This window comes from Pseudomonas fluorescens Q2-87, from assembly GCF_000281895.1.
GTDB classification, from domain to species: domain Bacteria; phylum Pseudomonadota; class Gammaproteobacteria; order Pseudomonadales; family Pseudomonadaceae; genus Aquipseudomonas; species Aquipseudomonas fluorescens_S.
The window spans coordinates 1,228,287-1,253,659 of the sequence record NZ_CM001558.1 but is presented as its reverse complement, the minus strand read 5'-3'; the positions used below and the strand labels follow the sequence as shown (position 1 = coordinate 1,253,659).

The window sequence follows — 25,373 nt, the reverse complement described above, 5'->3', positions numbered from 1 at the left end:
CTAAGGACTATTCAACACTTAATTTGAAATAAATCAAAAATAAGGGGTTGGATCGCTCACGCCCGCCGCTGCGAAGCCTTCCGCACGCAATCGGCAGCTGTCGCATTTGCCGCAAGCACGGCCCTGATCGTCGGCCTGATAGCAGGAAACAGTGAGCCCGTAGTCGACGCCGAGCTTCACACCGGCCCTGACGATGTCTGCCTTGCTGAGATTTTGCAGCGGCGCCTGGATGCGGAAGCCTTGTCCTTCTACGCCGGCTTTTGTCGCCAGGTTGGCCATGCGCTCGAACGCTTCGACGAACTCCGGACGGCAGTCCGGATAGCCGGAGTAATCCACCGCATTGACGCCGATGAAGATGTCGCGAGCGCCCAGTACTTCGGCCCAACCCAATGCCAGGGACAGGAATACGGTGTTACGGGCCGGCACGTACGTCACCGGAATGCCTTCGCTTGGCGCTTCGGGCACGTCGATGGAGCTGTCGGTCAGGGCCGAGCCGCCAATGCCGTTGAGGTTCAGGCCGATCACCTTGTGCTCCACCACGCCCAAATCCCTGGCAACCCGCTCGGCAGCATGCAGTTCAGCACGATGACGCTGGCCGTAGTCGAAACTCATGGTGTAGCACCGGTAGCCTTCGGCACGGGCCATGGCCACCACCGTCGCCGAATCCAGGCCGCCGGACAGCAGGATGACCGCACGTTTCTCGGTATTCGATTGTTCAGTCATGTCAGCGCCCCGGCTCGTCGTTCCAAAGATATTTATGCAGCTGCAATTGCAGGCGTACCGGCAGGTTGTCCGCTACCACCCAGTCCGCCAGATCACGGGCGTTCAGGTCGTGATGGCTTGGCGAAAACAATACCTCGCCGGCCCGCTGGTCGAGCCCGTACTGGATCAACTTGGACGCCGCCCAGTCGTAATCGTCCCGCGAACAGATGACAAACTTGACCTGATCATGGGGCGTCAGCAGCTCGATGTTCTCGTAGCGGTTGCGATGCGCTTCCTTGGAGCCTGGGGTTTTCAGGTCCACGACGCGGCTGACACGCGGGTCGACGGCCGAGATATCCAGCGCGCCGCTGGTTTCCAGCGAGACCTCATAACCGGCATCGCACAACTGCTTGAGCAAAGGGATGGCGTTGGGTTGCGCCAACGGCTCGCCGCCTGTGACGCAGACATAACGCGGACGATAGCCGGCAACTTGCTCGAGGATATCGTCGAGCGTGCGCAAAGTGCCGCCGTTGAAGGCGTAGGCACTGTCACAGTATTGGCAACGCAGCGGGCAGCCGGTCAACCGCACAAATACGGTGGGCAGCCCGGCCGTTCGCGTTTCACCCTGCAACGAGTAAAAAACTTCGGTAATTCTCAATGTGTCTTGCATAGTCGCCACGGGCGTAACAGCTAAACAGGCTGTCCGCCTCCGTCAGGCACTTCAAGGAACCTCGCCAACGCGCAGATCCCAAAAAGCGTGTTTCATAAAAAGGGCGTGAATTCTAACGAAAAAACCCGCGGCAGGCGCGGGTTTCTTCAATTCAACGTCAAGCCGGCTTACATGCGTTGCAAATCACGCTGGGCCAACTGGGCGGCGGATGTACCCGGATACTGGGCCACCACCTGCTGCAGGATGCCCTTGACCTTGTCGGTGTGACCCAGGCGGCGCTCTACGTCAGCCAGTTTGTATAGCGAATCCGGTACCTTGGCGTGCTTGGGATACAGCTGGGAAACCTTGGCAAACGCCTGGCCGGCACCTTGTAGGTCGCCCTTGGCCAGGTTCACTTCGCCCAGCCAGTATTGGGCGTTGCCCGCGTACTGGCTGTTGGGGTATTTGCGCAGGAAAGCGGCAAAGGCCTGGCTGGCCTTGTCGAAATCCTTGGCCTTGATCAGGTCGAAGGCAGCGTCGTAATAGAGCTTTTCCTTCGCCGGATCAGCCGGCTCGCCACTGGCGGCAGGTGCTGCCGGAGCAGCGGCCCCCGCGCCAGCGCCTGCGGCTGCACCGGGGGCGTTCAAATCGCCACCGGCATTAGAATTCTCAGGAGTCGCGGCAGGTGCAGCACCACTTCCTATGCGCCGATCAAGATCCTGGTATCGCTCCAGGTTTTCCTGTTTCATGCGCGAAATATCATTCTGCAGAACTTCGATCACGCCTTGCTGGCGCGACAGTTGATCCTGCATTTGCTGGAGCTGGTTGAACAGCTCGCCCTGTGCCGAGACAGGGGCCGAAACCCCTCCCCCGGCATAGGCGCCGTTCGTACCGTAACCTGCAGGCGGATAGCTGCTCCCGCTATTGTTATAGCCGGCATCGTTATCGACCACAGGAACCGCAGCCCACGCCGCAAGCGGCGCGAGGCTGAGAGCCAGAACAGTTACAGCACGACGGCACGTTCGCATGACGAATTACTTACGCAGTTCGACGCGACGGTTTTGAGCCCAGGACTGCTCGTCGTTGCCGGTAGCAACTGGACGCTCTTCGCCGTAGGAAACCAGTTCCAGCTGAGCTGGGGAAACACCTTGCAGTACCAGGTAGCGTTGAACGGCTTTCGCACGACGCTCGCCCAGTGCCATGTTGTACTCACGAGTACCACGTTCGTCGGTGTTGCCTTCCAGAACAACGCGAGCGCCGTTTGCTTTCAGGTCTTTGGCGTGAACGTCCAGAGCGCGCATGGCTTCTGGCTTCAGGTCCGAGCTGTCGTATTCGAAGTAGAAGGTGGTGATTGCGCGCAGAGCAGCTTCTTCGCTCAGGGAGCCATCAACAGCACCAGTGTTAGCGCCGTAACCAGCGTTTGGATCGACAGCGCCTTCACCGGCATTGTCGCCGCCTTTGGACGAGCAACCTACAGCTACAGCCATGGCCAGAGCCAGCGCAGCAAATTTACCAAACTTCAGCATTTCCATCGTGAAACTCCTAATGAACCCCAGTGTGTTAAGTAAAACGTATTGCGCCGCGTCAGTTCAGGTAAGGGGACCAGGACGGTTCTCTGACTTCGCCTTGTGCGGTAGGAAGCGGGAGCCTCACGCGTCCATTAATGGACACGAGCATCAAGACTCCCCGGCCCTGCTGGCGGGTGGCGTAGATTACCATGGTGCCGTTGGGCGCAACAGTAGGTGACTCGTCCAGAGTGCTATCAGTGAGGATTTTTACGCTACCGCGCTGCAAATCCTGGGCCGCCACCTTGAAATTGGTGAAACCATCCTGGCGATGGATCATCACCAGGGTTTTTTCGTCCGCCGACAATTTAGGGTTGGCGTTGTAGTTACCGACGAAAGTCACGCGCTCGGCACCACCGCCACCGGCGCTGGTCTTGTAGATCTGAGGCTTGCCGCCACGGTCGGAGGTGAAGTAGATGGTCGAGCCATCCTTGCCCCAGAACGGTTCGGTGTTGATGCCCGGGCCATTGGTGACGCGAGAGATCGAACGCGAGGCCAGGTTCATCACGTAGATGTCCGGGTTGCCGTCCTTGGACAGCACGAACGCCAGGCGCGAACCGTCCGGCGACCAGGCTGGCGCGCCATTCAGGCCTTCGAAGTTGGTGATCTGCTCACGACGACCGGTGTCGATGTGCTGCACGAAGATGCGCGGACGCTTCTGCTCGAACGACACATAGGCGATGCGCTTGCCATCGGGGGCAAAACGCGGCGACAGGATCGGCTCGCGCGATTGCAGCAGGGTCACCGCACGGGCGCCATCATAGTCGGAACGCTGCAGGGTGTAGCGGGTATTGTTCTCGGAGAAACGTTCCGCCGTCACGTAGAGCATGCGAGTGGAGAACGCGCCCTTGATGCCGGTGAGTTTCTCGAACGACTGGTCGGCGATGTAGTGCGACATATCGCGCAACTGATCGACACTGCCCGATACGCTGCCGGTCAGCACTTGCTGCTCGGTGGCGACGTTGAACAGGGCGTATTGCACCTGCAGGCGACCGCCGGCCGGGACAATGCTGCCGACCATGATGTACTGGGCGCCCAGGGCCTTCCAGTCACGGTAGATGACTTCACTGGCCTGGGTCGGCAGGCTGATCATGTTCTGTTTCGGAATCGGCGAGTAATAGCCCGAGTTGCGCAGGTCGTTGCCGATGATCTCCGCCATGTCGTCCGGCAGGACACTACCGCCCTGCCAACCGAATGGTACGACGGCGATCGGGGTAGCCCGATCGCTGCCGCTGGTGACCAGGATGTTCTTTTCCTCTGCTACCGCTATCCCTGCCAGGCAGCAGATAACGACAAGCATTCCTCGAAGAAGGTTTCTCACAAGGCTAGATCCTCAGGTGTGAATGTCATCTTGAATGAACGATAGGGAGCGAAGTCGCTCGGTTTCATTCCTTGCATTTCCGTCAATCGTCCAATGTTCTTGACCGCTGCGACCGCCGAGGCGTCGAACGGACCGTCACCGCTGGACTTGTTAACCGTGACCGAGGTAACCGTACCGTCGGGCAGCATGCCAATTTGCAACTCTACGCTCATGCCTTTGCGCGCCGAAGGTGGACGAGCCCAGCCTTCCGCCGCTCGGGCGCGAATCAAATCATCGTAACTGCCGGCGACTTCATCGCCCTGTTCATCGGCCAATGCCTGCTGGCGCTCTGGCGTGTCGGAAAGCAAATCTGCCAGGGCCTGGGCCTTTTTGTCTTCGGCGGATTTACGCGCTGCGTCCTGGGCCTTTTTCTTGGCGGCGTCGGCGGCGGCTTTCTTCTTCGCGTCTTCGGCGACTTTCTTTTTCGCCTCGTCAGCTTCAGCTTTCTTCTTGGCGTCTTCGGCCGCTTTTTTCTTCGCGTCCTCGACGATTTTCTTCTTCGCTTCTTCCGCGGCCGCTTTCTTGGCCTCTTCTTCAGCGGCTTTCTTGGCTTCTTCTTCGGCCTTCTTCTTGGCTATATCAGCCAATTGTTTCTCTTCTGCCTTTTTCGCTTCGGCGGTTTTCTTCGCTTCGTCGGCCTTCTTGGCTTCGTCAGCCTTTTTTGCCTCATCGGCCTTCTTGGCTTCTTCGGCCTTTTGAGCGGCTTCCTCTTTCTTTTGTTCCGCAGCCTTTATTGCTTCCTGCTCAACCTTCTTCTGTTCCATCTGCTCGACTTCGGTCTGGCGCGCGGCGGATTTTTTCGCCTCACCGGCAAGCTTCTGGTTCGTCTGGGTCGTAGCCTGGCTTTTGGACTTGAGCTGATACAACGTCGCCTGCACGATCGGCTTGGCCGGCGGCAATTCAGGCGTCATGGCAAAACTGACGAACAGCATGCCGAACACCAGCACATGCAAGCCGATGGCAAGGACACTGGGCCAGAAGTAGCTTTCCGAGGCGGACGGCTCTCGCTGTTGCTGCATCAGGGCGCCTCGGTAATCAAGCCAACATTACCGACCCCGGCTTTCTGCAGGCCACCCATGGCGCCCATCACGGCGCCGTAGTCGACGGTCTTGTCGCCACGAATGAAGACTTGCGTGCGCTTGCCGGCGTCATTGCCGACACGAATGATCTTGGTCACCGCGTCGGTCATCTGCGGCAGGGTCATGGCCCGGTCCTGCTGCTTCTCGGTATCGACTTCGCTGCCAAGGTTCCAGTAGTAGGTCTTGTCAGCCTTGATCGAAATGGTCAGGACCTGGGTGTTATTGTCCTGCGGCAAGGCTTCGCTGGAAACCTTGGGCAGATCGACCTTTACGCCCTGATTGAGCATGGGCGCGGTCACCATGAAGATGACCAGCAGCACCAGCATCACGTCGATGTAGGGCACCACGTTCATCTCGGCAACCGGCTTGCGCTTTTTTCGGGCTCGAGCGATTAAAGCCATTGGGAAATACCTGCTTATTCTTCGCTGGTGTGCACTTTGCGGTGCAGGATCGCCTGGAACTCATCGGCGAAGGTGTAGTAACGGCCAGTCAGCGTTTCGCTGCGGGCAGCGAAGCGGTTGTAGGCGATAACGGCTGGAATCGCCGCGAACAGGCCGATAGCGGTGGCGACCAATGCCTCGGCGATGCCCGGGGCCACGGTGGCCAGGGTCGCTTGCTGGGCGGAAGCCAGGCCACGGAAGGAGTTCATGATCCCCCACACGGTGCCGAACAGACCGATGTACGGGCTGACCGAACCGACGGTGGCCAGGAACGACAGCCCCTGCTCGAGTTTTTCTTCCTCGCGGGAGATGGCGACGCGCATGGCACGGGCCACACCTTCCATGACCGCTTCCGGATCGACGCCGGGTTGCTGGCGCAGGCGGGAAAACTCCTTGAAGCCGGCACGGAAGATCTGCTCCACGCCCGAATCCGGGTCCGGGTTGCTGCCGGCCTGGCGGTAGAGTTTGGACAGGTCGATGCCGGACCAGAAGCGCTCTTCGAAGCTCTCCAGGGCACGGCGACCGGCGCGCAGCATGTTGCTGCGCTGAAAGATCATGATCCATGAGGTCACCGATGCGGCTACCAGGATCAGCATTACCAACTGCACCACGACGCTGGCATTGCTGACCAGGCTCCACATGGAGGAATGGTCGACGACGTTAGCTTCCACGCTTTATCTCCTGCTCTGAGTGTGTACCCGCGCCGCTCACGTCGGCAAAGGCCGCACGTAGAGCTTCGGGAATGGCCCGGGGTTTCAAACTATAGGTGCGCACACAGGCCACCAAAAACTGCCCTTCGCAGAGCAGCACGTTATCCGTAGCCCGCCTGACCTGCTGCTTGAAGCGCAGGCTGACACGGTTCAACTCGATGACATCGGCACTTACCAGAAGCTCATCGTCCAGTCGCGCCGGCGCGTGATACCGCGCTTCGCTGGAATGCACGACGAATAACAGGTCCTCCCCTGCCAGCGCGGATTGGGCAAAACCCAGTTCCCGCAGCCGTTCGGTTCGAGCCCGTTCCATAAACTTGAGGTAATTGACGTAGTAAACGATGCCGCCGGCATCGGTGTCCTCGTAATAAACGCGACAGCGATGTGCGAACGACTCCAGCCCGTTTTGCGCGCGCATACTCTAGTGCTTACTCCTCAGGTTGCCAATCGGCCAGGCAACTGTTTTTTCATTCTCGAACGCATTGACGCTCCGGGCCTCGTCTGGGACAGCACGAACCAGGAAAAAGTCGGCGTATAGAGGCTCGTTCAATCGTCCACGGCATCGAGGAATTCGTCTACCACCGGCATCTCGCCCATTCGTGTCGGGATGTTTAAGCCAAAATGCAAATAAGCATGGCGGGTCACTACGCGTCCGCGTGGGGTGCGCATGATATAGCCCTGCTGGATCAAGTACGGTTCCAGCACATCTTCAATGGTATGGCGCTCTTCGCTGATGGCCGCTGCCAGACTGTCCACACCCACCGGGCCACCGTCGAACTTCTCGATCATGGTCAGCAACAGGCGCCGGTCCTGGTGATCGAAACCACGCTCATCGATGTCCAGCAGGTTCAACGCCAGGTCGGCAATCGGTTTGGTGATGTGCCCCTTGGCCCGGACTTCGGCGAAATCGCGCACCCTGCGCAACAGCCGGTTGGCGATCCGCGGCGTTCCCCGGGCCCGACGAGCGATTTCATAGGCGCCGTCCGGGTCCAGCGGCAGCCCGAGGATACCCGCCGAGCGGCTGACGATCGTCGCCAGGTCTGCGTTGTTGTAGAACTCCAGGCGCTGGACGATACCGAAACGGTCGCGCAGCGGGTTGGTGAGCATGCCGGCGCGGGTGGTGGCGCCCACCAAGGTGAAGGGCGGCAAGTCGAGTTTGATGGAACGCGCCGCCGGCCCTTCGCCGATCATGATGTCGAGCTGGAAATCTTCCATGGCCGGATACAGCACTTCTTCGACGATCGGCGACAGCCGATGAATTTCGTCGATGAACAACACGTCATGGGGTTCCAGATTGGTCAGCAGCGCCGCCAAATCGCCCGGTCGTTCGAGGACCGGCCCCGACGTGCTCTTGATCGACACGCCCATTTCCTGGGCAATGATGTTGGCAAGCGTGGTCTTGCCCAGGCCCGGCGGGCCGAAGATCAGCGTATGGTCCAACGACTCGCTGCGCCCGCGGGCTGCCTGGATGAACAGCTCCATTTGCTCGCGCACGGTCGGTTGGCCGATGTAGTCGGCCAGGCTGACTGGGCGAATCGCGCGGTCCTGGATTTCTTCGCGGTCACGGGGCGCGCCCGTGGCGGCGATCAGGCGGTCAGCTTCAATCACTTAAATCATTCCCTTCAGGGCACGACGAATCATGTCTTCAGTGCTCAGGCCTTTTTCCTTGATAGCGGAAATCGCCTTGCTGGCTTCCTGCGGCTTGTAGCCCAGGGAGATGAGCGCGGTGACTGCATCGTTCTCGGCGCTGACCGCTGGCGCAGGCGCATCCGGCTGGTTCGGCACCAGAGCGAACATCGCCGGCACCGCTTCCCAGGTCTTGAAGCGATCCTTGAGCTCGACCAGCAGGCGCTCGGCGGTTTTCTTGCCGACACCCGGCACCTTGGTCAGGGCCGAGGTGTCCTGGGATTGCACGCAGCGCACCAGCTCATCGACTTCCAGGCTCGACATCAAGGCCAGGGCCAATTTCGGACCGACACCATTGAGACGGATCAACTCGCGGAAAAAGTCTCGCTCGCGCTTGCCGACGAAACCATAGAGTAACTGCGCATCTTCGCGTACGACCAAATGGGTATGCAGTGTCAGCGGCTCGCCGACCGACGGCAGGCGATACAGGGTGGTCATGGGCACTTCCAGCTCATAGCCGAGCCCGTTCACATCCAGAATCAGGTGCGGCGGCTGTTTTTCAGCCAGGGTGCCGCGCAAGCGTCCAATCACGTTTCAGATCCTTGGGCATAGGCCAGCCGCTGGCTGGCGAGTAACAACCGGAGCAGGAACGCCGACAACACAGGCGTAAAAAGGCTCGGGCTCACGAGAGATTGCGCTGATGCTATCAGAGACGCAGGCGCCCGCCACGACTGCGTGCGGTTCCCAAGCCATGGGGCAACAGACTGGAACGGGTATGGGCGTGGCAAATGGCGATAGCCAGGGCGTCGGAGGCGTCGATCTGCGGTTTGCTGACCAGCTTCAACAGGTGCATCACCATCATCTGTACCTGTTCCTTGTTTGCCGCCCCGGTTCCGACGACCGCCTGCTTGACCTGGGTCGCGCTGTACTCGGCGATCTCCAGGTTTTCCTCGGCGCCGGCAACGATCGCCGCGCCCCGGGCCTGCCCCAGTTTCAGGGCAGAATCGGCATTGCGCGCCATGAAGACCTTTTCGATGCCCATAGTGACCGGACCGTAGGTCTGGATGACCTCACGCACGCCGCGATAAACAATCTGCAGGCGCTCATGCAGCTCGCCGGCACCGGTGCGGATGCAGCCTGACGCAACGTACACGCAGCCGCGCCCGGTATCACGAACCACGCCGTAGCCGGTGATGCGCGAACCGGGGTCGATGCCAAGGATTAGAGTCATAGCGCCTGCGGTTTGAAGAGGGGGTTACCTGGACATGTGGGAGCGGGCTTGCTCGCGAAGAGGGCGTCACATCCGACATGAATATCGACTGATGCACCGCATTCGCGAGCAAGCCCGCTCCCACCCTGGCAATCATGCATTTGGGTAGAACGCGTTGCACACAAGAATATCAGCCTAGCTGCTCAGCCACCGACTCCGGGATATCGGCATTGGAATAAACGTTTTGCACGTCGTCCAGGTCTTCGAGCATGTCGATCAGCTTGAGCACCTTCTCGGCGCCTTCCAGGTCCAGTTCGGCGCTGGTGGTCGGCTGCATGACGATTTCCGCATCGGCGGGCTTGAAACCGGCCGCCTCCAGGGCGTTGCGCACGGCGTAGAAGCTGGCGAACGAGGTGAACACCTCGAACGAGCCGTCGTCATGACCGATCACATCGTCGGCGTCGGCTTCCAGGGCCGCCTCCGTCAGGGCGTCCTCATCGAGGCCCGGCGCGAAGCTGATCTGCCCCTTGCGCTCGAACAAATAGGCCACCGAACCGTCGGTGCCCAAGTTGCCGCCGCACTTGCTGAAGGCGTGACGCACGGCTGCCGCGGTGCGGTTGCGGTTGTCGGTCATGCACTCGACCATCACTGCCACACCGCCCGGACCGTAACCTTCGTAGGTCAGCTCTTCGACGTTATCGGCCTCGGTCGCACCCGCGCCACGGGCGACGGCCCGGTCGATGATGTCGCGGCTCATGTTGGCACTCAACGCCTTGTCCAGGGCCAGGCGCAAGCGCGGGTTGGAACCCGGATCACCGCCACCCTGACGTGCCGCGACCGTCAGCTCACGGATCCACTTGGTGAAGATCTTGCCTCTCTTGGCATCCTGACGTTCTTTGCGGTGCTTGATGTTCGCCCACTTGGAATGACCTGCCATAACTCGCTCCGGTTTCTCTTTGGAACATTGCCCGCCCCGCGCATGCGCAGCCGGCAACCAGAAATATCGACCCCAACGAAAAGGCGCATCCGAAGATGCGCCCTTCTCAGGTGCCGGCCTTACTCAGCCTTGGGCTGTTCACGCAGACGGATGTGCAGCTCACGCAGGGCTTTGGCATCCACGACACCCGGAGCCTGGGTCATGACATCGGCCGCGCTCTGGGTTTTCGGGAACGCGATCACTTCCCGGATCGATTGGGCACCAGTCATCAGCATGACCAGTCGATCCAGGCCGAAGGCCAAGCCACCGTGGGGCGGCGCACCGTATTTCAGGGCATCGAGCAGGAAGCCGAACTTCTCTTCCTGCTCGGCTTCGTTGATGCCCAGCAGGCGGAACACTGCCTGTTGCATTTCCTTGCGGTGGATACGGATCGAACCGCCACCCAGCTCGGTGCCGTTAAGAACCATGTCATAGGCACGGGACAGGGCGGTGGCCGGGTTGGCCTCCAGCTCTTGCGGCGAGCACTTCGGCGCGGTGAACGGGTGGTGCAACGCGGAGAAGCTGCCGTCGTCGTTTTCTTCGAACATCGGGAAGTCCACGACCCACATCGGTGCCCATTCGCACGTCAACAGCTTCAGGTCATGACCCAGCTTGATGCGCAGCGCGCCCAAGGCTTCGCTGACGATCTTGGCCTTGTCGGCGCCGAAAAACACGATATCGCCATCAACCGCGCCAACGCGGTCGAGGATTACGTTGAGGTTGGCCTCCGGGATGTTTTTCACGATCGGCGATTGCAGGCCGTCAATGCCCGCGGCGCGCTCGTTGACCTTGATGTACGCCAGGCCCTTGGCACCGTAGATGCCGACAAACTTGGTGTAATCGTCGATCTGCTTGCGCGGCATGCTGGCGCCGCCTGGAACACGCAGGGCCGCAATGCGGCATTTCGGGTCGTTGGCCGGGCCGCTGAATACCTTGAATTCAACTTCTGTAAGCTGGTCGGCCACGTCGACCAGTTCCAGCGGGTTACGCAGGTCTGGCTTATCGGAACCGTAGCGGCGCATCGCCTCTTCGAAAGTCATGTGGGGGAATTCGCCGAATTCCAGGCCCAGCACTTCCTTGAACAGGTTGCGGATCATGCCTTCGGTCAGGCCCATGATGTCTTTTTCGTCGAGGAAGCTGGTCTCGATGTCGATCTGAGTGAACTCAGGCTGACGGTCGGCACGCAGGTCTTCGTCGCGGAAGCATTTGGCGATCTGGTAGTAACGGTCGAACCCGGCCACCATCAGCAGTTGTTTGAACAGCTGAGGCGATTGCGGCAAGGCGAAGAAGCTGCCGGGGTGGGTACGGCTCGGCACCAGGTAGTCGCGGGCGCCTTCCGGGGTGGCGCGGGTCAGGATCGGCGTCTCGACGTCGAGGAAGCCGTTCTCGTCCAGGTAACGACGGATACTGGTGGTCATGCGCGAACGCAGACGCAGCTTCTCGGCCATTTCCGGGCGACGCAGATCGATGAAGCGATAGCGCAGGCGGGTTTCTTCGCCGACATCGGAGTATTCGTTGAGCGGGAACGGCGGGGTTTCCGATTCGTTCAGAACCTCCAGCTCGTAACCCAGCACCTCGATCATGCCGGAGGCCATGTTGGCGTTGCCGGCACCGGCTGGACGCAGGCGCACCTTGCCAGTGATCTTGACCACGTATTCGCTGCGCACGCGGTCGGCGGTGGCGAAAGTTTCCGCGCGGTCCGGATCGAACACCACTTGGGCCAGGCCTTCCCGATCACGGATATCGAGGAAAATCACCCCGCCATGGTCACGGCGACGATGGACCCATCCGCAAAGAGTAATTTCCTGACCTTCCAGGCTTTCGTTCAGTTGGCCGCAATAATGGCTGCGCATCATGGTAGTGGTTTCACTTCTCGTAATTCGAAATTCGGTTGGAGGCCCTGCCCGTGCAAGAACTCGCGCGTGTTCAACTCAGTCAGCTTTGTCGCCACCGGCCAGGTTTTTCTTGGCACCGGTCTTGAAGTCGGTTTCATACCAGCCCGTGCCGCCGAGGCGGAAACCAGGCATGGACAGCATCTTTTTCAGTTCCGGCGCCTGGCAGGCAGGGCAATCGACCAGCGGTGCCGCGCTGATCTTTTGAATGGCTTCCATCTGATGACCACAGGAAGCACATTGATAGTCGTACATCGGCATGGGGTTGTCTCGGCGATCAGGTTACACGCGCAAAGGCTGGGCTTTGCGGCAAAGAGCGGGATTATATCCATTAAATGCAGCCTGTGCAGCCGTTAGACAGCACAGGCCGCTGCCATCATCGACAGGGCTCAGGGACTCGCCCTGCCGAGGAAGGCTCTACAGCCGCGACCCCGGTTTCCTTCAAGCTGTGCACCACACAGACCACTCGCACCAGGCCGCTGAAATTGCGTACGCCGCCATGACGCAGGTGCACCTCCCGGTCCACATGGGACAGTAAGGTGCTGATGGAGCAGCTGTTGAGCAGGGCCATGTCCCTGAGAATATCCCAATAGACCTGCTCCAGCCGCAGACAAGTAGCGAACCCGTTCAGGCGGATGGAACGAGCCAGGGGCCGGGCCAGCTGCATGTCGAACCCCCTGACGAACGGATCGACGTGTATGAGCGGCAAGCGCCCACGCACCGCTTCGCCGGATTCTTTTCCTTGGATCATACCGTTGACACTCCTTTGCCATACGAGCCTCTCAATTGGAACAACCAATCTGTGGCTCTATGGAAGCTCAACGGCATCGCCAGATCCAGCCGACTTTATGACCATGGACGTAGGACAAGCCAACAGCAGGCAGGCGACGAATTACGCCGTCCTACCCACGAGGCGCAGGCAATATCGCACCTCGCCACCCCATACAAAGCGCGCCTTACTGGTTTTCCAGGAGCGAGCGCAGCATCCAGGCGGTCTTTTCGTGAACCTGCATACGCTGGGTCAGCAAATCGGCTGTGGGCTCATCGCTGACCTTGTCCAATAAAGGAAAGATGCCGCGAGCGGTACGTGTCACCGCCTCCTGGCCTTCGACCAGCTGCCGGATCATGTCTTCCGCGCCCGGCACGCCCTCCTCCTCCTTAATAGAAGAAAGGCGCGCGTACACCGAATAGGCACCGGGAGCCGGGAAGCCGAGGGCGCGAATCCGCTCGGCAATTGAATCGACCGCCAGCGCCAGCTCGTTGTACTGCTCCTCGAACATCAAGTGCAGCGTCCGGAACATCGGGCCGGTAACGTTCCAGTGGAAGTTATGGGTCTTGAGGTACAGCACATAGGTGTCCGAGAGCAGGCGCGAAAGCCCGTCAACAATGGATTTGCGATCCTCTTCACTGATTCCGATATCAATAGCCATGTGGGTTGAACTCCTGACGGTGATGAATTCGACAGCGGCCACCGCAACTCTAGTGGTTTTTGCCGCCTTCGGCCTGCGACAGATCGCCGGCCCCTCCTGAACCGACAAGCCGGAACACCGGACGGTTCCGACCATCAGGGGAATTCAACACCCAATGCCTGCGCCCCTCAAGCACCAGCTGGGCGTCTTGGCCGACGAACAGCGTGGTGGGCGCCCGTAACGCGTTTGAGAAGGCCGAGGCTTTGCTGTTAAATAGGCAGTGTGTCGCTACGCCTATTTTCCCGGGCATGGCGCATAGGCTGATTCGGGTACGTGTCCAACGCCTCTCATTGTTTCGAAGCGAACCGCCCCGACCAGCTCTTCCTTGTGATCTGTCTTAACCGTGAGCCAATCAAAATGTTGAAAATCGTCCACTTGCTAATGGGCGCAGCTGCCCTGCTGCTGTCCTTCATCCCTAGCCTGGGTTCCGAAGCCACACCTTACCTGCAACACCCCGATGCGCTGTACCTGGCCTTTTTCGGCCTGCTCAACCTGACCCTCGCCCCTGTTATCCCTTACTGGAACAAAGGTCCTCGTCATCAACTGCAAAACCTCGTCAGCGTCTTGCTGGTACTGGCCGTTGCCCTGCAAACTTTGGCGCTGCTGGCACCCATGCCGGAAATCGGCGGCCAACCGGCCATTCTGTTCAGCCTGGGCGCGGCACTGCTGGCCGTCGCTCTGCACCTGGCCGTGAGCTTCTACAAGAAGTCGTCGCCAGCCGCTGCGACGCAGAACTACGACATGTCCAACCGCGATACCGGCACGGTGAAGTGGTTCAACACGTCCAAGGGGTTCGGTTTCATCTCCCGCGATTCCGGCGATGACATTTTCGTGCACTTCCGGGCGATTCGTGGCGAAGGCCACCGCGTCCTGGTGGAAGGCCAGCGCGTGGAATTCTCCGTCATGAACCGCGACAAAGGTTTGCAAGCCGAAGACGTGATCGCCGCGCTGCCGCGTCGCTGATCCGAGCGTAAAAAAACCGCGATGCAGCCTGGCTGCTCGCGGTTTTTTATTGCCTGCCCGTCGGAGCCATCAATAATGAGGGGGCGGTGCCTCTTCTTCAAAAGCCTCGAATTGCCCCGCCATGTCCTCCTGACGCTTGAGCAACGCCGCCATCTGCAGCTGCAAACGCTCGACGACCCGCTGCTGCTCCACCAGTACGTCATTCAATGCCTGGATGGTGTCATCCTGAAATGCCAGGCGGCTTTCCAGATCGGTTACTCGCTGTTCAAGGTTCATGGTTCAGCCCTCCAGAAACTTGAAATCATCGGCCAGGACCCTGCGCAACCGTTCGCGAATGGCTGCGACCTGTTCTTCATTATAAGGCCGGGCCGGATGTTTGCCCCAGACCGGCGCCGGCCAGGCGGCATCGTCATGCTTGCGAACGATGACATGCATGTGTAACTGACTGACAACGTTACCCAAGGTTGCAACGTTCAGTTTATCGGCATCGAACGAATCCTTGAGGGTCTCGGCCAACGTCGTGGTTTCCCGCCACAGCTGCAATTGACCAGCGTCATCCAACTGAAACAATTCGCTGATATCTTCCCGCCGCGGCACGAGGATGAACCACGGGTAATTGGAATCATTGGACAGCAGCAGCCGGCACAGTGGGAAATCGCCGATAGGCAATGTGTCTTGTTGCAGTCGTGGATCTAAGGCAAACACCGCGCGTACTCCTCGTTATTGATTCTGCCCGGCCCGACAGCCCGCAGGCCTGTCTCGGGCGCAGGCTTGCAGCATACCCGCGAATGCCGGTCTGATCACTGCGTACCGTCCAGGCCGAAACGGGTGATTACACGATTTTCCGAGAGCGTGGCATCAACAGGTGCAGCCTCACGCACCAACACAGCGCAAAAGACCTCGCCCAAGGCAGGAACGATCGCCTGGCGCTCAGGCTCGGCACCCGAACTGTTGGATTTTCGTACAGCTTGTAAATTTTTTGCACCAAAACAGCACAGTGAGTCTACGCTCAGTGCACAAAGCATCCGGGATTTACCCAACAGGTAGGGTGAACCGGTAACGTTTTTGGTTGTCGGGTGATGCTTTCCGGCTTCAAACACGGGAGCCGTACTCAGTCAACCCTATTTAAAACAAGGCCTTTGGAGCCCGGTTTCATGAGCTTTCACCGAGTCCACCCGTAAAATGTGAAAAAAATGTAAAAGAAATTCGGGTTTGTGCATGCTTGTTGCATTCATCCCCGCATCATCTAAAGGCCCCGCCGGAAGCGGACCCCGCAGATACTTAGAATTAAAGTGGCAAGGCTGCCCTCAGGAGCTTCAAGCGCGGTAATGACGGACTCTTTGCACCGATGCCGGAGAAAAAAACAACATCCAAGTTGTGAATCCGATTGCGTCGGCTCAGCCAAAATGCGACACGGATCGAGCCATTGGCGACATGGTCGTAAAGAAGCTGAAAGGTTGTATGGGCAAGTATCGCCAATAGGGTCGGCGTGATATAAGTTTGCGCCGACACAAAAAGAAAGAGCCGCCCAGATAATAAAACAGGTGGGACGGCAGTACTCTTCTAAAACCAAAGGAGCAAATCACGATGCGCGTGATGAAGTGGAGCATGATCGCACTGGCCGTTGCTGCAGCAGCCAGTACTCAAATGGCTACGGCCGCACCTTTCGTAAGTGACCAGGCTGAAGCCAAAGGTTTCGTTGAAGATGCCAGCGCTAAACTGCTGCTGCGCAACTACTACTTCAACCGTGACCGCAAAGACGGCGCTACCGATCAGAAAGACTGGACCCAGGGTATCTGGGGCAACTTCAACTCCGGTTACACCCAAGGTACCGTAGGCGTCGGCGTCGATGCATTCGGTTACCTGGCAGTCAAGCTGGATGGCGGTGACGGTACTGGCGGCACTGGCAACATGAGCCGCGATGCCGATGGCGACGTCAACGACAGCCAAGGCAAGGCCGGTGCGGCAATCAAGTTCCGCGTATCCAAGACCGAGCTGAAAATCGGCGACCAACAGCCAAGCACTGCTCCAGTGTTCGCTGTAGGTGGTTCCCGCGTCCTGCCTCAATCTGCCAGCGGTTTCCAACTGCAGAGCAGCGAAGTCAAAGACCTTGACCTCGAAGCCGGCCACTTCTACTCGGCAACCAGCCAGGACCGCAACGCTCGCAATGGCGGCCTGTTTGCAACCTACGCTGGTGTAGAAGCCAACACCATCGACTACGCTGGCGGCAAATATGCATTCAGCGACAACCTGAGCGCATCGATCTATGGCGCCCAGTTGGAAGACATCTGGAACCAGTACTACGGCAACCTGAACTACACCATCCCAATGGGTGGCGATCAGTCGTTGAACCTGGACGGTAACATCTACCGCACCACTGACACCGGCAGCTCCAAGGCCGGCGACATCAGCAACACCGCGTTCTCCCTGGCAGCTGCTTTCTCGTTCCTGAAAGCGCACACCATCACCGTAGCCTTCCAGAAAATCAACGGCGACACGCCGTTCGACTACATCGGCGTGGGCACGAACAACCGTGGTGGCGACTCGATCTTCCTCGCCAACTCCATCCAGTACTCTGACTTCAACGCCCCTGGCGAGAAGTCTGCCCAGATCCGTTACGATCTGAAAATGGCTGAGTATGGCGTTCCTGGTCTGAGCTTCATGACCCGTTACGTCAAAGGTTGGGACATCGACGGCACCAACACTCCAGCAGGCAGCCCTTACGCTGGTCTGTACGGTGAAGATGGCAAGCACAACGAAACCAACTTCGAAGCCAAATATGTTGTTCAGTCTGGCCCGGCAAAAGATCTTTCCTTCCGTGTTCGTCAAGCCTGGCACTACGCTAACGCTGATGAAGGCGAAGGCGATATCAAAGAGTTCCGCCTGATCGTCGACTACCCGATTTCGGTTCTGTAATTGCCGAAGCTTAGTTCGCGGTAATCAAAAAAAGGCCCATCTTCGGATGGGCCTTTTTTGTTGAATCAACTTTTTACGCAACGCCTGACTTTAAAGTCAAACAACAGCCGATCGAGCGTTAAGCCAACGTAGATTCCTGAACCACCCGAATCACTCGCTGTGGAAACGGGATATCGATGCCCGCATCCTTCAAACGATCCCGCGCCTGTTCATTCAGCATGAACATGACACTCCAGTAGTCCGCCGTCTTGACCCAAATACGCAGCGACACCGTGATGGAACTGTCGCCCAAGGTGGAAATCACCGCCTCAGGTGCCGGATCGGCCAGCACGCGCTCATCCTTGGCCAGCGCCAACAGTACTTCCCGGGCCTTTTGCAGGTCGGCCTGATAATCCACGCCCACATCGAACACGACCTTGCGAGTCGGTTGGCGATTGGTGTTGGTGATGATGCCGTTCGACAGGTTGCCGTTGGGCACGATGACGGTCTTGTTGTCACCGGTACGCAACACCGTGTGAAAGATCTGGATGCTATCGACCGTACCGGCTACGCCTTGGGCTTCGATCCAGTCACCGATGCGAAACGGGCGGAACAGCAGGATCAGCACGCCGCCAGCGAAGTTCGCCAGACTGCCCTGCAATGCCAGGCCAATTGCCAGGCCTGCTGCACCGATGGCGGCAACGAACGAGGTGGTTTCCACACCGATCATCGACGCGACGCTGACGATCAGCAGTATTTTCAGAATGATGTTCGCCAGAGTACTGATAAACCCCTGCAACGCGAGGTCAGCATTGCGCAGGGCCAGCAAAGCGCCCAGTTTCTGCGTCACCTTGTTGATCAACCACCAGCCGACGGCCAGGGTGATGATCGCCAGCAGCACCCGGCTGCCGTATTCCATAATCATCGGGATCCAGGCTTGGGAAACCTTGACCAGGTTGTCCACTTCAGCATTCAAGTCCATCGTTATCTCCTATTCCTGTCACCACTAAAAGACCTGCAGAGGCACATTGTGGCGAGGGAGCTTGCTCCCGCTGGCTGCGTAGCAGTCCCATATAGGTGGGCGCTTCGCACCCAAGCGGGAGCAAGCTCCCTCGCCACAGGCCTCCATACAACTGAAGGATCAGTCGCGGAAGTTATTGAACTGCAGCGGCATGCCGAATTCCTTGCCCCGCAGCGCCGCGATGGCTTCCTGCAGGTCGTCACGCTTCTTGCCAGTGACTCGCACCTGTTCGCCCTGGATGGCAGCCTGCACCTTGAGCTTGGCGTCCTTGATGTGAGCGACGATTTTCTTAGCCAGTTCCTTATCGATGCCTTCCTTGAGCACAGCTTCCTGCTTCATCAGCTTGCCCGAGGCATAAGCGTCCTTGACCTCGAGGCACTGCACGTCGATCTTGCGCTTGACCAGCGCCAACTTGAGGATCTCGATCATCGCCTCGAGCTGGAACTCGGCCTCGGCGGTCAGGTTGACGGTCAGTTCCTTGAACTCGAAACTGCCCTTGCCCTTGAGGTCATAACGACGGTCGAGTTCCTTGACGGCATTTTCAACCGCGTTGGTGACTTCGTGCTTGTCCAGTTCGGATACCACGTCGAATGACGGCATGTAGTGTTCTCCAAATAAAAAGGCGCGCCAGTACAAAGGCGCGCGCTTGGCTTGTGGTTAAAATCGGGCTCATTATAACGGGTCTTTTCCCGCCGATACTGCGAGCCCTGAGATGCCTGCGCCAATCCGAGCAAAAAACTGATGTCTACGACCTGGCATGTCCTGGGGGCCGGCAGCCTCGGCACGTTGTGGGCCGCACGCCTGGCCCGGGCCGGTTTACCGGTGCGCCTGGTGCTGCGCAACGAGGAGCGCCTACAGGCCTATCGAGCCGCCGGCGGATTGACCCTGGTGGAACAGGGCCAGGCGCAATGCTACCCGGTACCTGGCGAAACGGCCCACAGCCCGGAACCGATCAAGCGCCTGCTACTGGCGTGCAAAGCCTACGACGCGGTGGCGGCGGTCAGTTCGGTGGCCCATCGACTGAGCGCCGATTCGGAGCTGATCCTGTTGCAGAACGGTCTCGGCAGCCAGGACGCCGTGGCCCAGTGCGCGCCCCTGGCCCGCTGCATCAGCGCCTCGAGCACTGAAGGTGCGTTCCGCGACGGTGATTGGCGCGTGGTGTTCGCCGGCCATGGCTTTACCTGGCTCGGCGACCCCGCCCATCCGGTGGCGCCGTTCTGGCTGGACGACCTGGCCATCGCCGGCATCCCTCATGAATGGAGCGCCGATATCCTCACCCGTCTCTGGCGAAAGCTGGCGCTCAACTGTGCGATCAATCCCCTGACCGTACTGCACCATTGCAACAACGGCGGCTTGCAGGCACATCGCTGCGAAGTGGCTACTTTGTGCGCAGAACTCACCGACCTGCTCGAACGCTGCGGTCAACCCTCGGCGGCCGAAGATCTACAACCCGAAGTGGAGCGGGTGATCCAGGCCACCGCCGCCAATTACTCCTCGATGTACCAGGATGTCAGCCATCGGCGCCGTACCGAGATCAGCTACCTGCTCGGCCATGCCTGCAAGGCCGCGAGACGACATGAGCTGGCGGTGCCACACTTGGAACAAGTGCGACAGCGACTGATCGCCCACCTGGAAAACCTTGGATTGCCCAGCGACTGACCAGCGGCTACGCTGGCCCTCGTGTTCCTTTTTTAGCGACGAGTCTGATGCCATTGCGCCAGCGCCTTGAAAACCTCCCGGTCGGCCAGAAACTTTTAGCCGCCCTGTTGGTGTTATTGACCACTGTCCTGCTGGTGGCCAACCTGACCTTTATCAGCGCCGCCTACTACATCTCCCAGGAAAGCATGGCGCCCCAAGCCCTGCAAACCATCGGCCGGTTGGTGGCCAACCCGAGCCTGATTTCCGATGCCCTGCAATCGCCGCAGAGCGCCAAACGCCTGCTCGACGAACTCAACAGCTACGCACCGCTGCGGGCGGCGGCGCTGTATGACGGCCAGGGCGAACGTCTCGCGCAATTGCAGCATGCCGAAAAACTCAAGCTGCCGGACCATTTCCGGCACTTGCAGGCCTGGCAGGCCAGCGAGTTCCGCAGCAACCAGGTCATTACCCTGCCCCGCCCCGGTACCGAGCCCGGCCATCTCTTGCTGGTGGCCAGCAGCGAACTGCCGACAGCGTTCTATACCGGCACCCTGACCGCCAGCCTTGGCATCCTGATTTTCAGCGTGCTGCTGTGGCTGGTCATCGCACAGCAGATCAAGCGGCTGATCACCCAGCCGATTCACCAGCTCGAAGAACTCTCACGCCAGGTCACCCGTGAGGAGAACTACGCCCTGCGCGCTGCTCGCGGCAATCACGATGAAATCGGCAGCCTGGCCGAAGCATTCAATACCATGCTGTCGCGGATCGAAGCCCGGGAGCAGCAACTCAAACGTGCGCGGGACGACTCCCAGGCGGCCTATGACCAGGCCCAGGGATTGGCGGAAGAAACCCGCCACACCAACCGCAAGCTGGAACTGGAAGTCCAGGTGCGCAGCAAGATCGAGAAAAAGCTCACCGGGTTCCAGAACTACCTCAACAGCATCATCGACTCCATGCCCTCGGCGCTGATCGCTCTCGACGAACAGCTCTACGTCACCCAGTGGAACCAGGAAGCCAGCGCCCTCTCCGGCACGCGCCTGGACGAGGCCCTGAACCAGCCGATCTTCCTTGCCTTCGAACCACTCAAGCCGTACCTGCCACAGCTCAAGCAGACCGTCGAGCAGCATACCGTCGCCAAGATCGAACGCGTCACCTGGACCAAGGACGACGAGGCCCGGCACTACGCCCTGACGTTTTACCCCTTGATGGGCGGCGCCGGGCGTGGCGTGGTGATCCGCATCGATGACATCACCCAGCGTCTTTCATTGGAAGAAATGATGGTGCAATCGGAGAAAATGCTCTCGGTCGGCGGCCTCGCGGCAGGCATGGCCCATGAGATCAACAATCCGCTGGGCGCCATCCTGCACAACGTGCAGAACATCCGTCGACGCCTGTCCCCGGAACTGCCCCGCAATCTCGAACAAGCCGAGCAATTGGGCATCGCCCTGGAAGAGGTCAATCGTTACCTTCAGGGCCGGGAAATTCCACAGCTGCTCGATGGCATCCAGCAAGCCGGTGCCCGGGCGGCGAAGATCGTCACCCACATGCTCAGCTTCAGCCGCCGCAGCACCCGGCAAATGGCGCCTTGCGATTTGCCGGCGCTGATCGACCAGGCCGTGGAAATCGCCGGCAATGACTTTGATCTGGCGATCGGTTTCGACTTCAAAGGCCAGGCGATCATCCGCCAGTTCGACCCGAACCTGGGCCCGGTGCCCGGCACGGCGAACGAGCTGGAGCAAGTGCTGCTCAACCTGCTGAAGAACGCCGCCCAGGCGATCCACCAGCGCCAGGACGATGGCGAACCCGGGCGCATTATCCTGCGCACGCGGTTGAATCCGCCGTGGGCGGAAATCCAGGTCGAAGACAACGGTATCGGCATGAGCGAGAACGTACGCAAGCGGACCTTCGAGCCGTTCTTCACCACCAAGGAAATCGGCCAAGGCACCGGCCTGGGATTGTCGGTTTCGTATTTCATCATCACCAACAACCACAAGGGCCAGATGGAAGTCCAGTCGGCGCCGGGCCAAGGCACCTGCTTCACCTTGCGCCTGCCCTTGGCGGGCACTTCAATCGTGCCGCAGGAAAACAAGCAATTGGAGCGTTGAACATGGGCTTTCGCCTGTCGAAGATTTACACCCGCACCGGCGACAAAGGTGAAACCGGGCTGGGCGATGGTCGCCGCGTGGCGAAGGACCATCCACGGGTCGAGGCCATTGGTGAGGTGGATACGTTGAACAGCCAGCTGGGTTTGCTGCTGGCTGGCCTCGCCGCTGAAACAACTCAATACCCGGCATTGCAGGAGATCAGCGAGGTGTTGGCACCGTGTCAGCATCGGCTGTTCGACCTGGGCGGCGAACTGGCGATGCCGGCCTACCAGGCGCTAAACATGGCGGAAGTCGAGCGGCTGGAAGCGGCAATCGACGTGTGGAACGAGGAGCTGGGGCCGCTGGAGAATTTCATCTTGCCCGGTGGCTCGTCCCTGATCGCCCAGGCTCATGTCTGCCGCAGCCTGGCCCGCAGCGCCGAGCGGCGTTGCCAACAGTTGAATGCGGTGGAACCACTGGAAGGACCGGGGCTGGCCTACATCAATCGGTTATCGGATCTGCTGTTCGTAGCGGCGCGGGTCATTGCCCGGCGACAAGGAATAGCCGAGGTGCTTTGGGAGGCGGCTGCCAAGCCTGAGGTTTGAACCGGGAACTGTATTGCCTGACAGACCGTATTCGCGAGCAAGCCCGCTCCCACAGGGGATCTATTTCGTACACAAAGTCTGTGTCCGCTGATGACTCATGTGGGAGCGGGCTTGCTCGCGAAGGGGTCAGCAGCCACACCCCAGAATCAAACCCCAGGCCAAAACGCCCGAATCCCCGCCACGCCTTGCGCCCCCGCTTCCCAAGCCTGCTGCCGCTCACCAGGCCCCACCCCACCTAACAGATAAACCGGCCGATTGAAGCCCTCGATCAAGCGCGCAGCCTCGGCCCAGCCCAACGGCTGGGCGTCGGGATGGGTCTCGGTCGGTTGGACCGGTGACAGGGTCACGAAGTCCACGTCCATCTGTTGCGCCAGGGACAGCTCCTCGGCGCTGTGGCAAGACGCGGCCAACCAGCGGTCCTTGCCAAATGGTCGACCGGCCGCCGCATGCTTGCGCAATTGCGCGGCGGTGATGTGCCAGCCGGCGGAAGGGAAATCCCCCAGCCATTCGAACGGCCCCTTGAGCATCAATTGGGCCTTGCCGGCACACAACCCCACCGCGTCCACCGCCAGGTCGCGGTATTGCGGGTCGTAGCCGTTGGGGGCACGCAGCTGGAGCAACTTGATCCCGCCAGCGATGGCCTTCTGCATGCCGCGCAACAAAGCAGGGGTTTCGAGGCCTTCCGGCGTAATCAGGTATTCGCCCGGCAGACGAGCCGCCGCGACAATCGGCTGGTTGGCCGCCGGAAATTCATAGCTCGTCAGGTCGCGGGCCGTGACCCAGGCCAGCGGTTGCCCTTCGGCACCATGGGGCTCGCCGGTGAATGTCGAGACCTCCCAGACATCCAGCAACACCTGTTTGTCCGGGTAATCGTGGCGCACCTTGATCAGCGGCCGGGCGACGCCGACGACAATGCCCAACTCTTCATGAAGCTCACGGGCCAGGGCGGTCTCGACGGACTCATCGGCCTCGACCTTGCCGCCGGGAAACTCCCACAAGCCGCCCTGGTGCTGGGTATCGGCCCGTCGGGCGATCAGGATTTTGCCGGCGGCGTCACGAATGACCGCCGCCGCTACGTGTATTCGTTTCACCGTGCAATTCCTCCAGGCCGGTGGTGGCTGTCCTGGCCCCATCGCGAGCAAGCTCGCTCCCACAGGTGATCATCATTGTGGGGGCGAGCTTGCTCGCGATGGACACCACTCGATCCCGAACCGTTAAGTCCGATACTCGGCGTTGATCTTCACGTACTCGTGGGACAGGTCGGTGGTCCAGATGGTTTCGCTGCAATCACCCCGTCCAAGTTCGATGCGGATAGTGATTTCTTCCTGTTGCATCACCGCCGCCCCCTGGGCCTCGGTGTAGGTCGCGGCGCGGGCGCCTTCACTGGCGATGCAGACTTCACCGAGGAAGACATCGATCTTGCTCACGTCCAGCTCAGGCACGCCGGCCCGGCCCACGGCAGCGAGAATCCGGCCCCAGTTCGGATCGGAGGCGAACAGTGCGGTCTTGATCAGCGGCGAGTGCGCCACGGTGTAGCCGACGTCCAGGCATTCCTGATGATTGCCACCGCCGTTGACCTGCACAGTCACGAACTTGGTCGCGCCTTCGCCGTCACGGACGATGGCCTGGGCCACTTCCATGCACACCTCGAAAACCGCCTGCTTCAGCGCTGCGAACAGCGGGCCGCTGGCTTCGGTGATCTCTGGCAGGTTGGCCTTGCCGGTGGCGATCAGCATGCAGCAGTCGTTGGTGGAGGTATCGCCGTCGATGGTGATGCGGTTGAACGACTTGTTGGCACCGTCAAGCATCAGGTCCTGCAACACCTGGCGGGAAACCTTGGCGTCGGTGGCGATGTAGCCCAGCATGGTCGCCATGTTCGGGCGGATCATCCCGGCGCCTTTGCTGATACCGGTCACAGTCACGGTTACGCCGTCGTGCTGGAACTGGCGGCTCGCGCCCTTGGGCAGGGTGTCGGTGGTCATGATGCCGGTGGCGGCCGCGGCCCAGTTGTTTTCCGCCAGGTCGTCGAGGGCGGCTTGCAGCGCGCCTTCGATTTTCTCGACGGGCAGCGGCTCGCCGATCACGCCGGTGGAGTACGGCAGCACTTGGCTGGCGTCGACACCGGTCAGCTCGGCCAGCTTGGCGCAGGTGCGCTCGGCGGCGGCCAGGCCAGGTGCGCCGGTGCCAGCGTTGGCGTTACCGGTGTTGGTCAGCAGGTAGCGCACCGGCCCTTGCACACGCTGCTTGGCAAGGATCACCGGCGCGGCGCAGAAAGCGTTGAGGGTGAACACGCCCGCCACCGTCGAGCCTTCGGCGCAACGCATGACCACGACATCCTTGCGCCCGGGGCGCTTGATGCCCGCCGAAGCGATACCAAGTTCAAAACCGGCAACCGGGTGCAACGTTGGCAACGGACCAAGACCAACAGCCATGAATGCGCTCCTTAAATAGATGTATATCGGCACCGTTTTTATCGGAACGGTGGATCA

29 protein-coding genes are annotated in these 25,373 nt (G+C 60.0%); 5 read left to right on the top strand and 24 right to left on the bottom strand.

Features of this window, described 5'->3' with window-relative positions:
- Positions 1–33: 33 nt before the first annotated feature.
- The 17 genes from queC to PFLQ2_RS22095 all read right to left on the bottom strand — a co-directional run bounded on the left by queC (position 34) and on the right by PFLQ2_RS22095 (position 13,639).
- Positions 34–723 carry a 7-cyano-7-deazaguanine synthase QueC gene (gene queC, locus PFLQ2_RS22015; RefSeq protein ID WP_003178638.1) on the bottom strand — a complete coding sequence of 230 codons (690 nt, stop codon included), beginning with the start codon at positions 721–723 and terminating at the stop codon, positions 34–36.
- 1 nt (position 724) lies between these two features.
- On the bottom strand, positions 725–1,372 hold the full coding sequence (queE, locus tag PFLQ2_RS22020; RefSeq protein WP_003178637.1) for a 7-carboxy-7-deazaguanine synthase QueE: 648 nt from the start codon (positions 1,370–1,372) through the stop codon (positions 725–727).
- Between the two features lie 167 nt (positions 1,373–1,539).
- On the bottom strand, positions 1,540–2,379 hold the full coding sequence (ybgF, locus tag PFLQ2_RS22025) for a tol-pal system protein YbgF (protein WP_003178635.1): 840 nt from the start codon (positions 2,377–2,379) through the stop codon (positions 1,540–1,542).
- A gap of 6 nt (positions 2,380–2,385) precedes the next feature.
- Positions 2,386–2,883: a peptidoglycan-associated lipoprotein Pal gene (gene pal, locus PFLQ2_RS22030; RefSeq protein ID WP_003178634.1), complete on the bottom strand. Its 498-nt coding sequence runs from the start codon at positions 2,881–2,883 to the stop codon at positions 2,386–2,388.
- A 52-nt stretch (positions 2,884–2,935) separates the two neighbouring features.
- Positions 2,936–4,237 (bottom strand): Tol-Pal system beta propeller repeat protein TolB, encoded by a 1,302-nt coding sequence (gene tolB / locus PFLQ2_RS22035; RefSeq protein WP_003178610.1) that lies wholly within the window; start codon positions 4,235–4,237, stop codon positions 2,936–2,938.
- Complete coding sequence (tolA, locus tag PFLQ2_RS22040) at positions 4,234–5,295, bottom strand: cell envelope integrity protein TolA (protein WP_003178608.1); 1,062 nt, start codon at positions 5,293–5,295, stop codon at positions 4,234–4,236. Before tolA ends, tolB begins: the two co-directional genes overlap by 4 nt.
- A complete protein-coding gene (gene tolR / locus PFLQ2_RS22045; RefSeq protein WP_161798348.1) occupies positions 5,295–5,747 on the bottom strand; it encodes a protein TolR in 453 nt (150 codons plus the stop codon). The genes tolA and tolR overlap by 1 nt, the downstream gene beginning before the upstream one ends.
- Before the next feature lie 23 nt (positions 5,748–5,770).
- Positions 5,771–6,466: a protein TolQ gene (gene tolQ / locus PFLQ2_RS22050; protein WP_003178603.1), complete on the bottom strand. Its 696-nt coding sequence runs from the start codon at positions 6,464–6,466 to the stop codon at positions 5,771–5,773.
- Complete coding sequence (gene ybgC, locus PFLQ2_RS22055) at positions 6,456–6,923, bottom strand: tol-pal system-associated acyl-CoA thioesterase (RefSeq protein ID WP_003178601.1); 468 nt, start codon at positions 6,921–6,923, stop codon at positions 6,456–6,458. Before ybgC ends, tolQ begins: the two co-directional genes overlap by 11 nt.
- Before the next feature lie 128 nt (positions 6,924–7,051).
- The gene (ruvB, locus tag PFLQ2_RS22060) at positions 7,052–8,113 is read right to left on the bottom strand and encodes a Holliday junction branch migration DNA helicase RuvB (protein ID WP_003178599.1); all 1,062 of its coding nucleotides are present in this window, start codon (positions 8,111–8,113) and stop codon (positions 7,052–7,054) included.
- Positions 8,114–8,722 carry a Holliday junction branch migration protein RuvA gene (gene ruvA, locus PFLQ2_RS22065; RefSeq protein WP_003178597.1) on the bottom strand — a complete coding sequence of 203 codons (609 nt, stop codon included), beginning with the start codon at positions 8,720–8,722 and terminating at the stop codon, positions 8,114–8,116.
- Between the two features lie 115 nt (positions 8,723–8,837).
- Entirely contained in the window at positions 8,838–9,362 is a 525-nt protein-coding gene (ruvC, locus tag PFLQ2_RS22070) for a crossover junction endodeoxyribonuclease RuvC (RefSeq protein ID WP_003178595.1), read from the bottom strand.
- Positions 9,363–9,531: 169 nt separating this feature from the next.
- The gene (locus PFLQ2_RS22075; RefSeq protein ID WP_003178593.1) at positions 9,532–10,278 is read right to left on the bottom strand and encodes a YebC/PmpR family DNA-binding transcriptional regulator; all 747 of its coding nucleotides are present in this window, start codon (positions 10,276–10,278) and stop codon (positions 9,532–9,534) included.
- Positions 10,279–10,397: 119 nt separating this feature from the next.
- Positions 10,398–12,173: an aspartate--tRNA ligase gene (gene aspS, locus PFLQ2_RS22080; RefSeq protein ID WP_003178591.1), complete on the bottom strand. Its 1,776-nt coding sequence runs from the start codon at positions 12,171–12,173 to the stop codon at positions 10,398–10,400.
- A 75-nt stretch (positions 12,174–12,248) separates the two neighbouring features.
- Positions 12,249–12,470: an FmdB family zinc ribbon protein gene (locus tag PFLQ2_RS22085; RefSeq protein WP_003178589.1), complete on the bottom strand. Its 222-nt coding sequence runs from the start codon at positions 12,468–12,470 to the stop codon at positions 12,249–12,251.
- 115 nt (positions 12,471–12,585) lie between these two features.
- Entirely contained in the window at positions 12,586–12,960 is a 375-nt protein-coding gene (locus PFLQ2_RS22090; protein WP_003178587.1) for a ribbon-helix-helix domain-containing protein, read from the bottom strand.
- A gap of 205 nt (positions 12,961–13,165) precedes the next feature.
- Entirely contained in the window at positions 13,166–13,639 is a 474-nt protein-coding gene (locus PFLQ2_RS22095; protein WP_003178585.1) for a Dps family protein, read from the bottom strand.
- A 396-nt stretch (positions 13,640–14,035) separates the two neighbouring features.
- On the opposite strand from PFLQ2_RS22095, the gene PFLQ2_RS30875 reads away from it, so the two are divergent.
- A complete protein-coding gene (locus PFLQ2_RS30875; protein ID WP_003178583.1) occupies positions 14,036–14,641 on the top strand; it encodes a cold-shock protein in 606 nt (201 codons plus the stop codon).
- A gap of 69 nt (positions 14,642–14,710) precedes the next feature.
- On the opposite strand, the gene PFLQ2_RS22105 is transcribed toward PFLQ2_RS30875, so the two are convergent.
- From PFLQ2_RS22105 to PFLQ2_RS29545, 3 genes are all read right to left on the bottom strand, one after another.
- On the bottom strand, positions 14,711–14,917 hold the full coding sequence (locus tag PFLQ2_RS22105) for a SlyX family protein (protein ID WP_003178581.1): 207 nt from the start codon (positions 14,915–14,917) through the stop codon (positions 14,711–14,713).
- 3 nt (positions 14,918–14,920) lie between these two features.
- Positions 14,921–15,346: an HIT domain-containing protein gene (locus PFLQ2_RS22110; RefSeq protein ID WP_003178579.1), complete on the bottom strand. Its 426-nt coding sequence runs from the start codon at positions 15,344–15,346 to the stop codon at positions 14,921–14,923.
- Between the two features lie 95 nt (positions 15,347–15,441).
- A complete protein-coding gene (locus PFLQ2_RS29545; protein ID WP_152632682.1) occupies positions 15,442–15,741 on the bottom strand; it encodes a hypothetical protein in 300 nt (99 codons plus the stop codon).
- Positions 15,742–16,228: 487 nt separating this feature from the next.
- On the opposite strand from PFLQ2_RS29545, the gene PFLQ2_RS22115 reads away from it, so the two are divergent.
- Positions 16,229–17,557 carry an OprD family porin gene (locus PFLQ2_RS22115; protein ID WP_003178578.1) on the top strand — a complete coding sequence of 443 codons (1,329 nt, stop codon included), beginning with the start codon at positions 16,229–16,231 and terminating at the stop codon, positions 17,555–17,557.
- Between the two features lie 118 nt (positions 17,558–17,675).
- Here PFLQ2_RS22115 and PFLQ2_RS22120 read toward each other — a convergent pair whose 3' ends face one another.
- Together PFLQ2_RS22120 and PFLQ2_RS22125 are read right to left on the bottom strand one after the other, a co-directional pair.
- On the bottom strand, positions 17,676–18,518 hold the full coding sequence (locus tag PFLQ2_RS22120) for a mechanosensitive ion channel family protein (RefSeq protein ID WP_003178576.1): 843 nt from the start codon (positions 18,516–18,518) through the stop codon (positions 17,676–17,678).
- Between the two features lie 159 nt (positions 18,519–18,677).
- A complete protein-coding gene (locus PFLQ2_RS22125) occupies positions 18,678–19,157 on the bottom strand; it encodes a YajQ family cyclic di-GMP-binding protein (RefSeq protein ID WP_003178574.1) in 480 nt (159 codons plus the stop codon).
- Positions 19,158–19,298: 141 nt separating this feature from the next.
- Between PFLQ2_RS22125 and PFLQ2_RS22130 the strand changes: the two genes are divergently transcribed.
- The 3 genes from PFLQ2_RS22130 to PFLQ2_RS22140 are packed head-to-tail and all read left to right on the top strand — an operon-like array spanning position 19,299 to position 22,884.
- Positions 19,299–20,216, top strand: a complete 918-nt coding sequence (locus PFLQ2_RS22130) for a putative 2-dehydropantoate 2-reductase (RefSeq protein ID WP_003178572.1) — start codon at positions 19,299–19,301, stop codon at positions 20,214–20,216.
- A 47-nt stretch (positions 20,217–20,263) separates the two neighbouring features.
- Positions 20,264–22,300, top strand: coding sequence for a sensor histidine kinase (locus tag PFLQ2_RS22135; protein WP_003178570.1), 2,037 nt, complete (start codon positions 20,264–20,266; stop codon positions 22,298–22,300).
- A gap of 2 nt (positions 22,301–22,302) precedes the next feature.
- Complete coding sequence (locus tag PFLQ2_RS22140; RefSeq protein WP_003178568.1) at positions 22,303–22,884, top strand: cob(I)yrinic acid a,c-diamide adenosyltransferase; 582 nt, start codon at positions 22,303–22,305, stop codon at positions 22,882–22,884.
- Between the two features lie 146 nt (positions 22,885–23,030).
- On the opposite strand, the gene PFLQ2_RS22145 is transcribed toward PFLQ2_RS22140, so the two are convergent.
- Positions 23,031–23,975, bottom strand: coding sequence for a Nudix family hydrolase (locus tag PFLQ2_RS22145; RefSeq protein WP_003178566.1), 945 nt, complete (start codon positions 23,973–23,975; stop codon positions 23,031–23,033).
- A gap of 123 nt (positions 23,976–24,098) precedes the next feature.
- On the bottom strand, positions 24,099–25,316 hold the full coding sequence (gene argJ, locus PFLQ2_RS22150; RefSeq protein WP_003178563.1) for a bifunctional glutamate N-acetyltransferase/amino-acid acetyltransferase ArgJ: 1,218 nt from the start codon (positions 25,314–25,316) through the stop codon (positions 24,099–24,101).
- Positions 25,317–25,373: the final 57 nt, after the last annotated feature.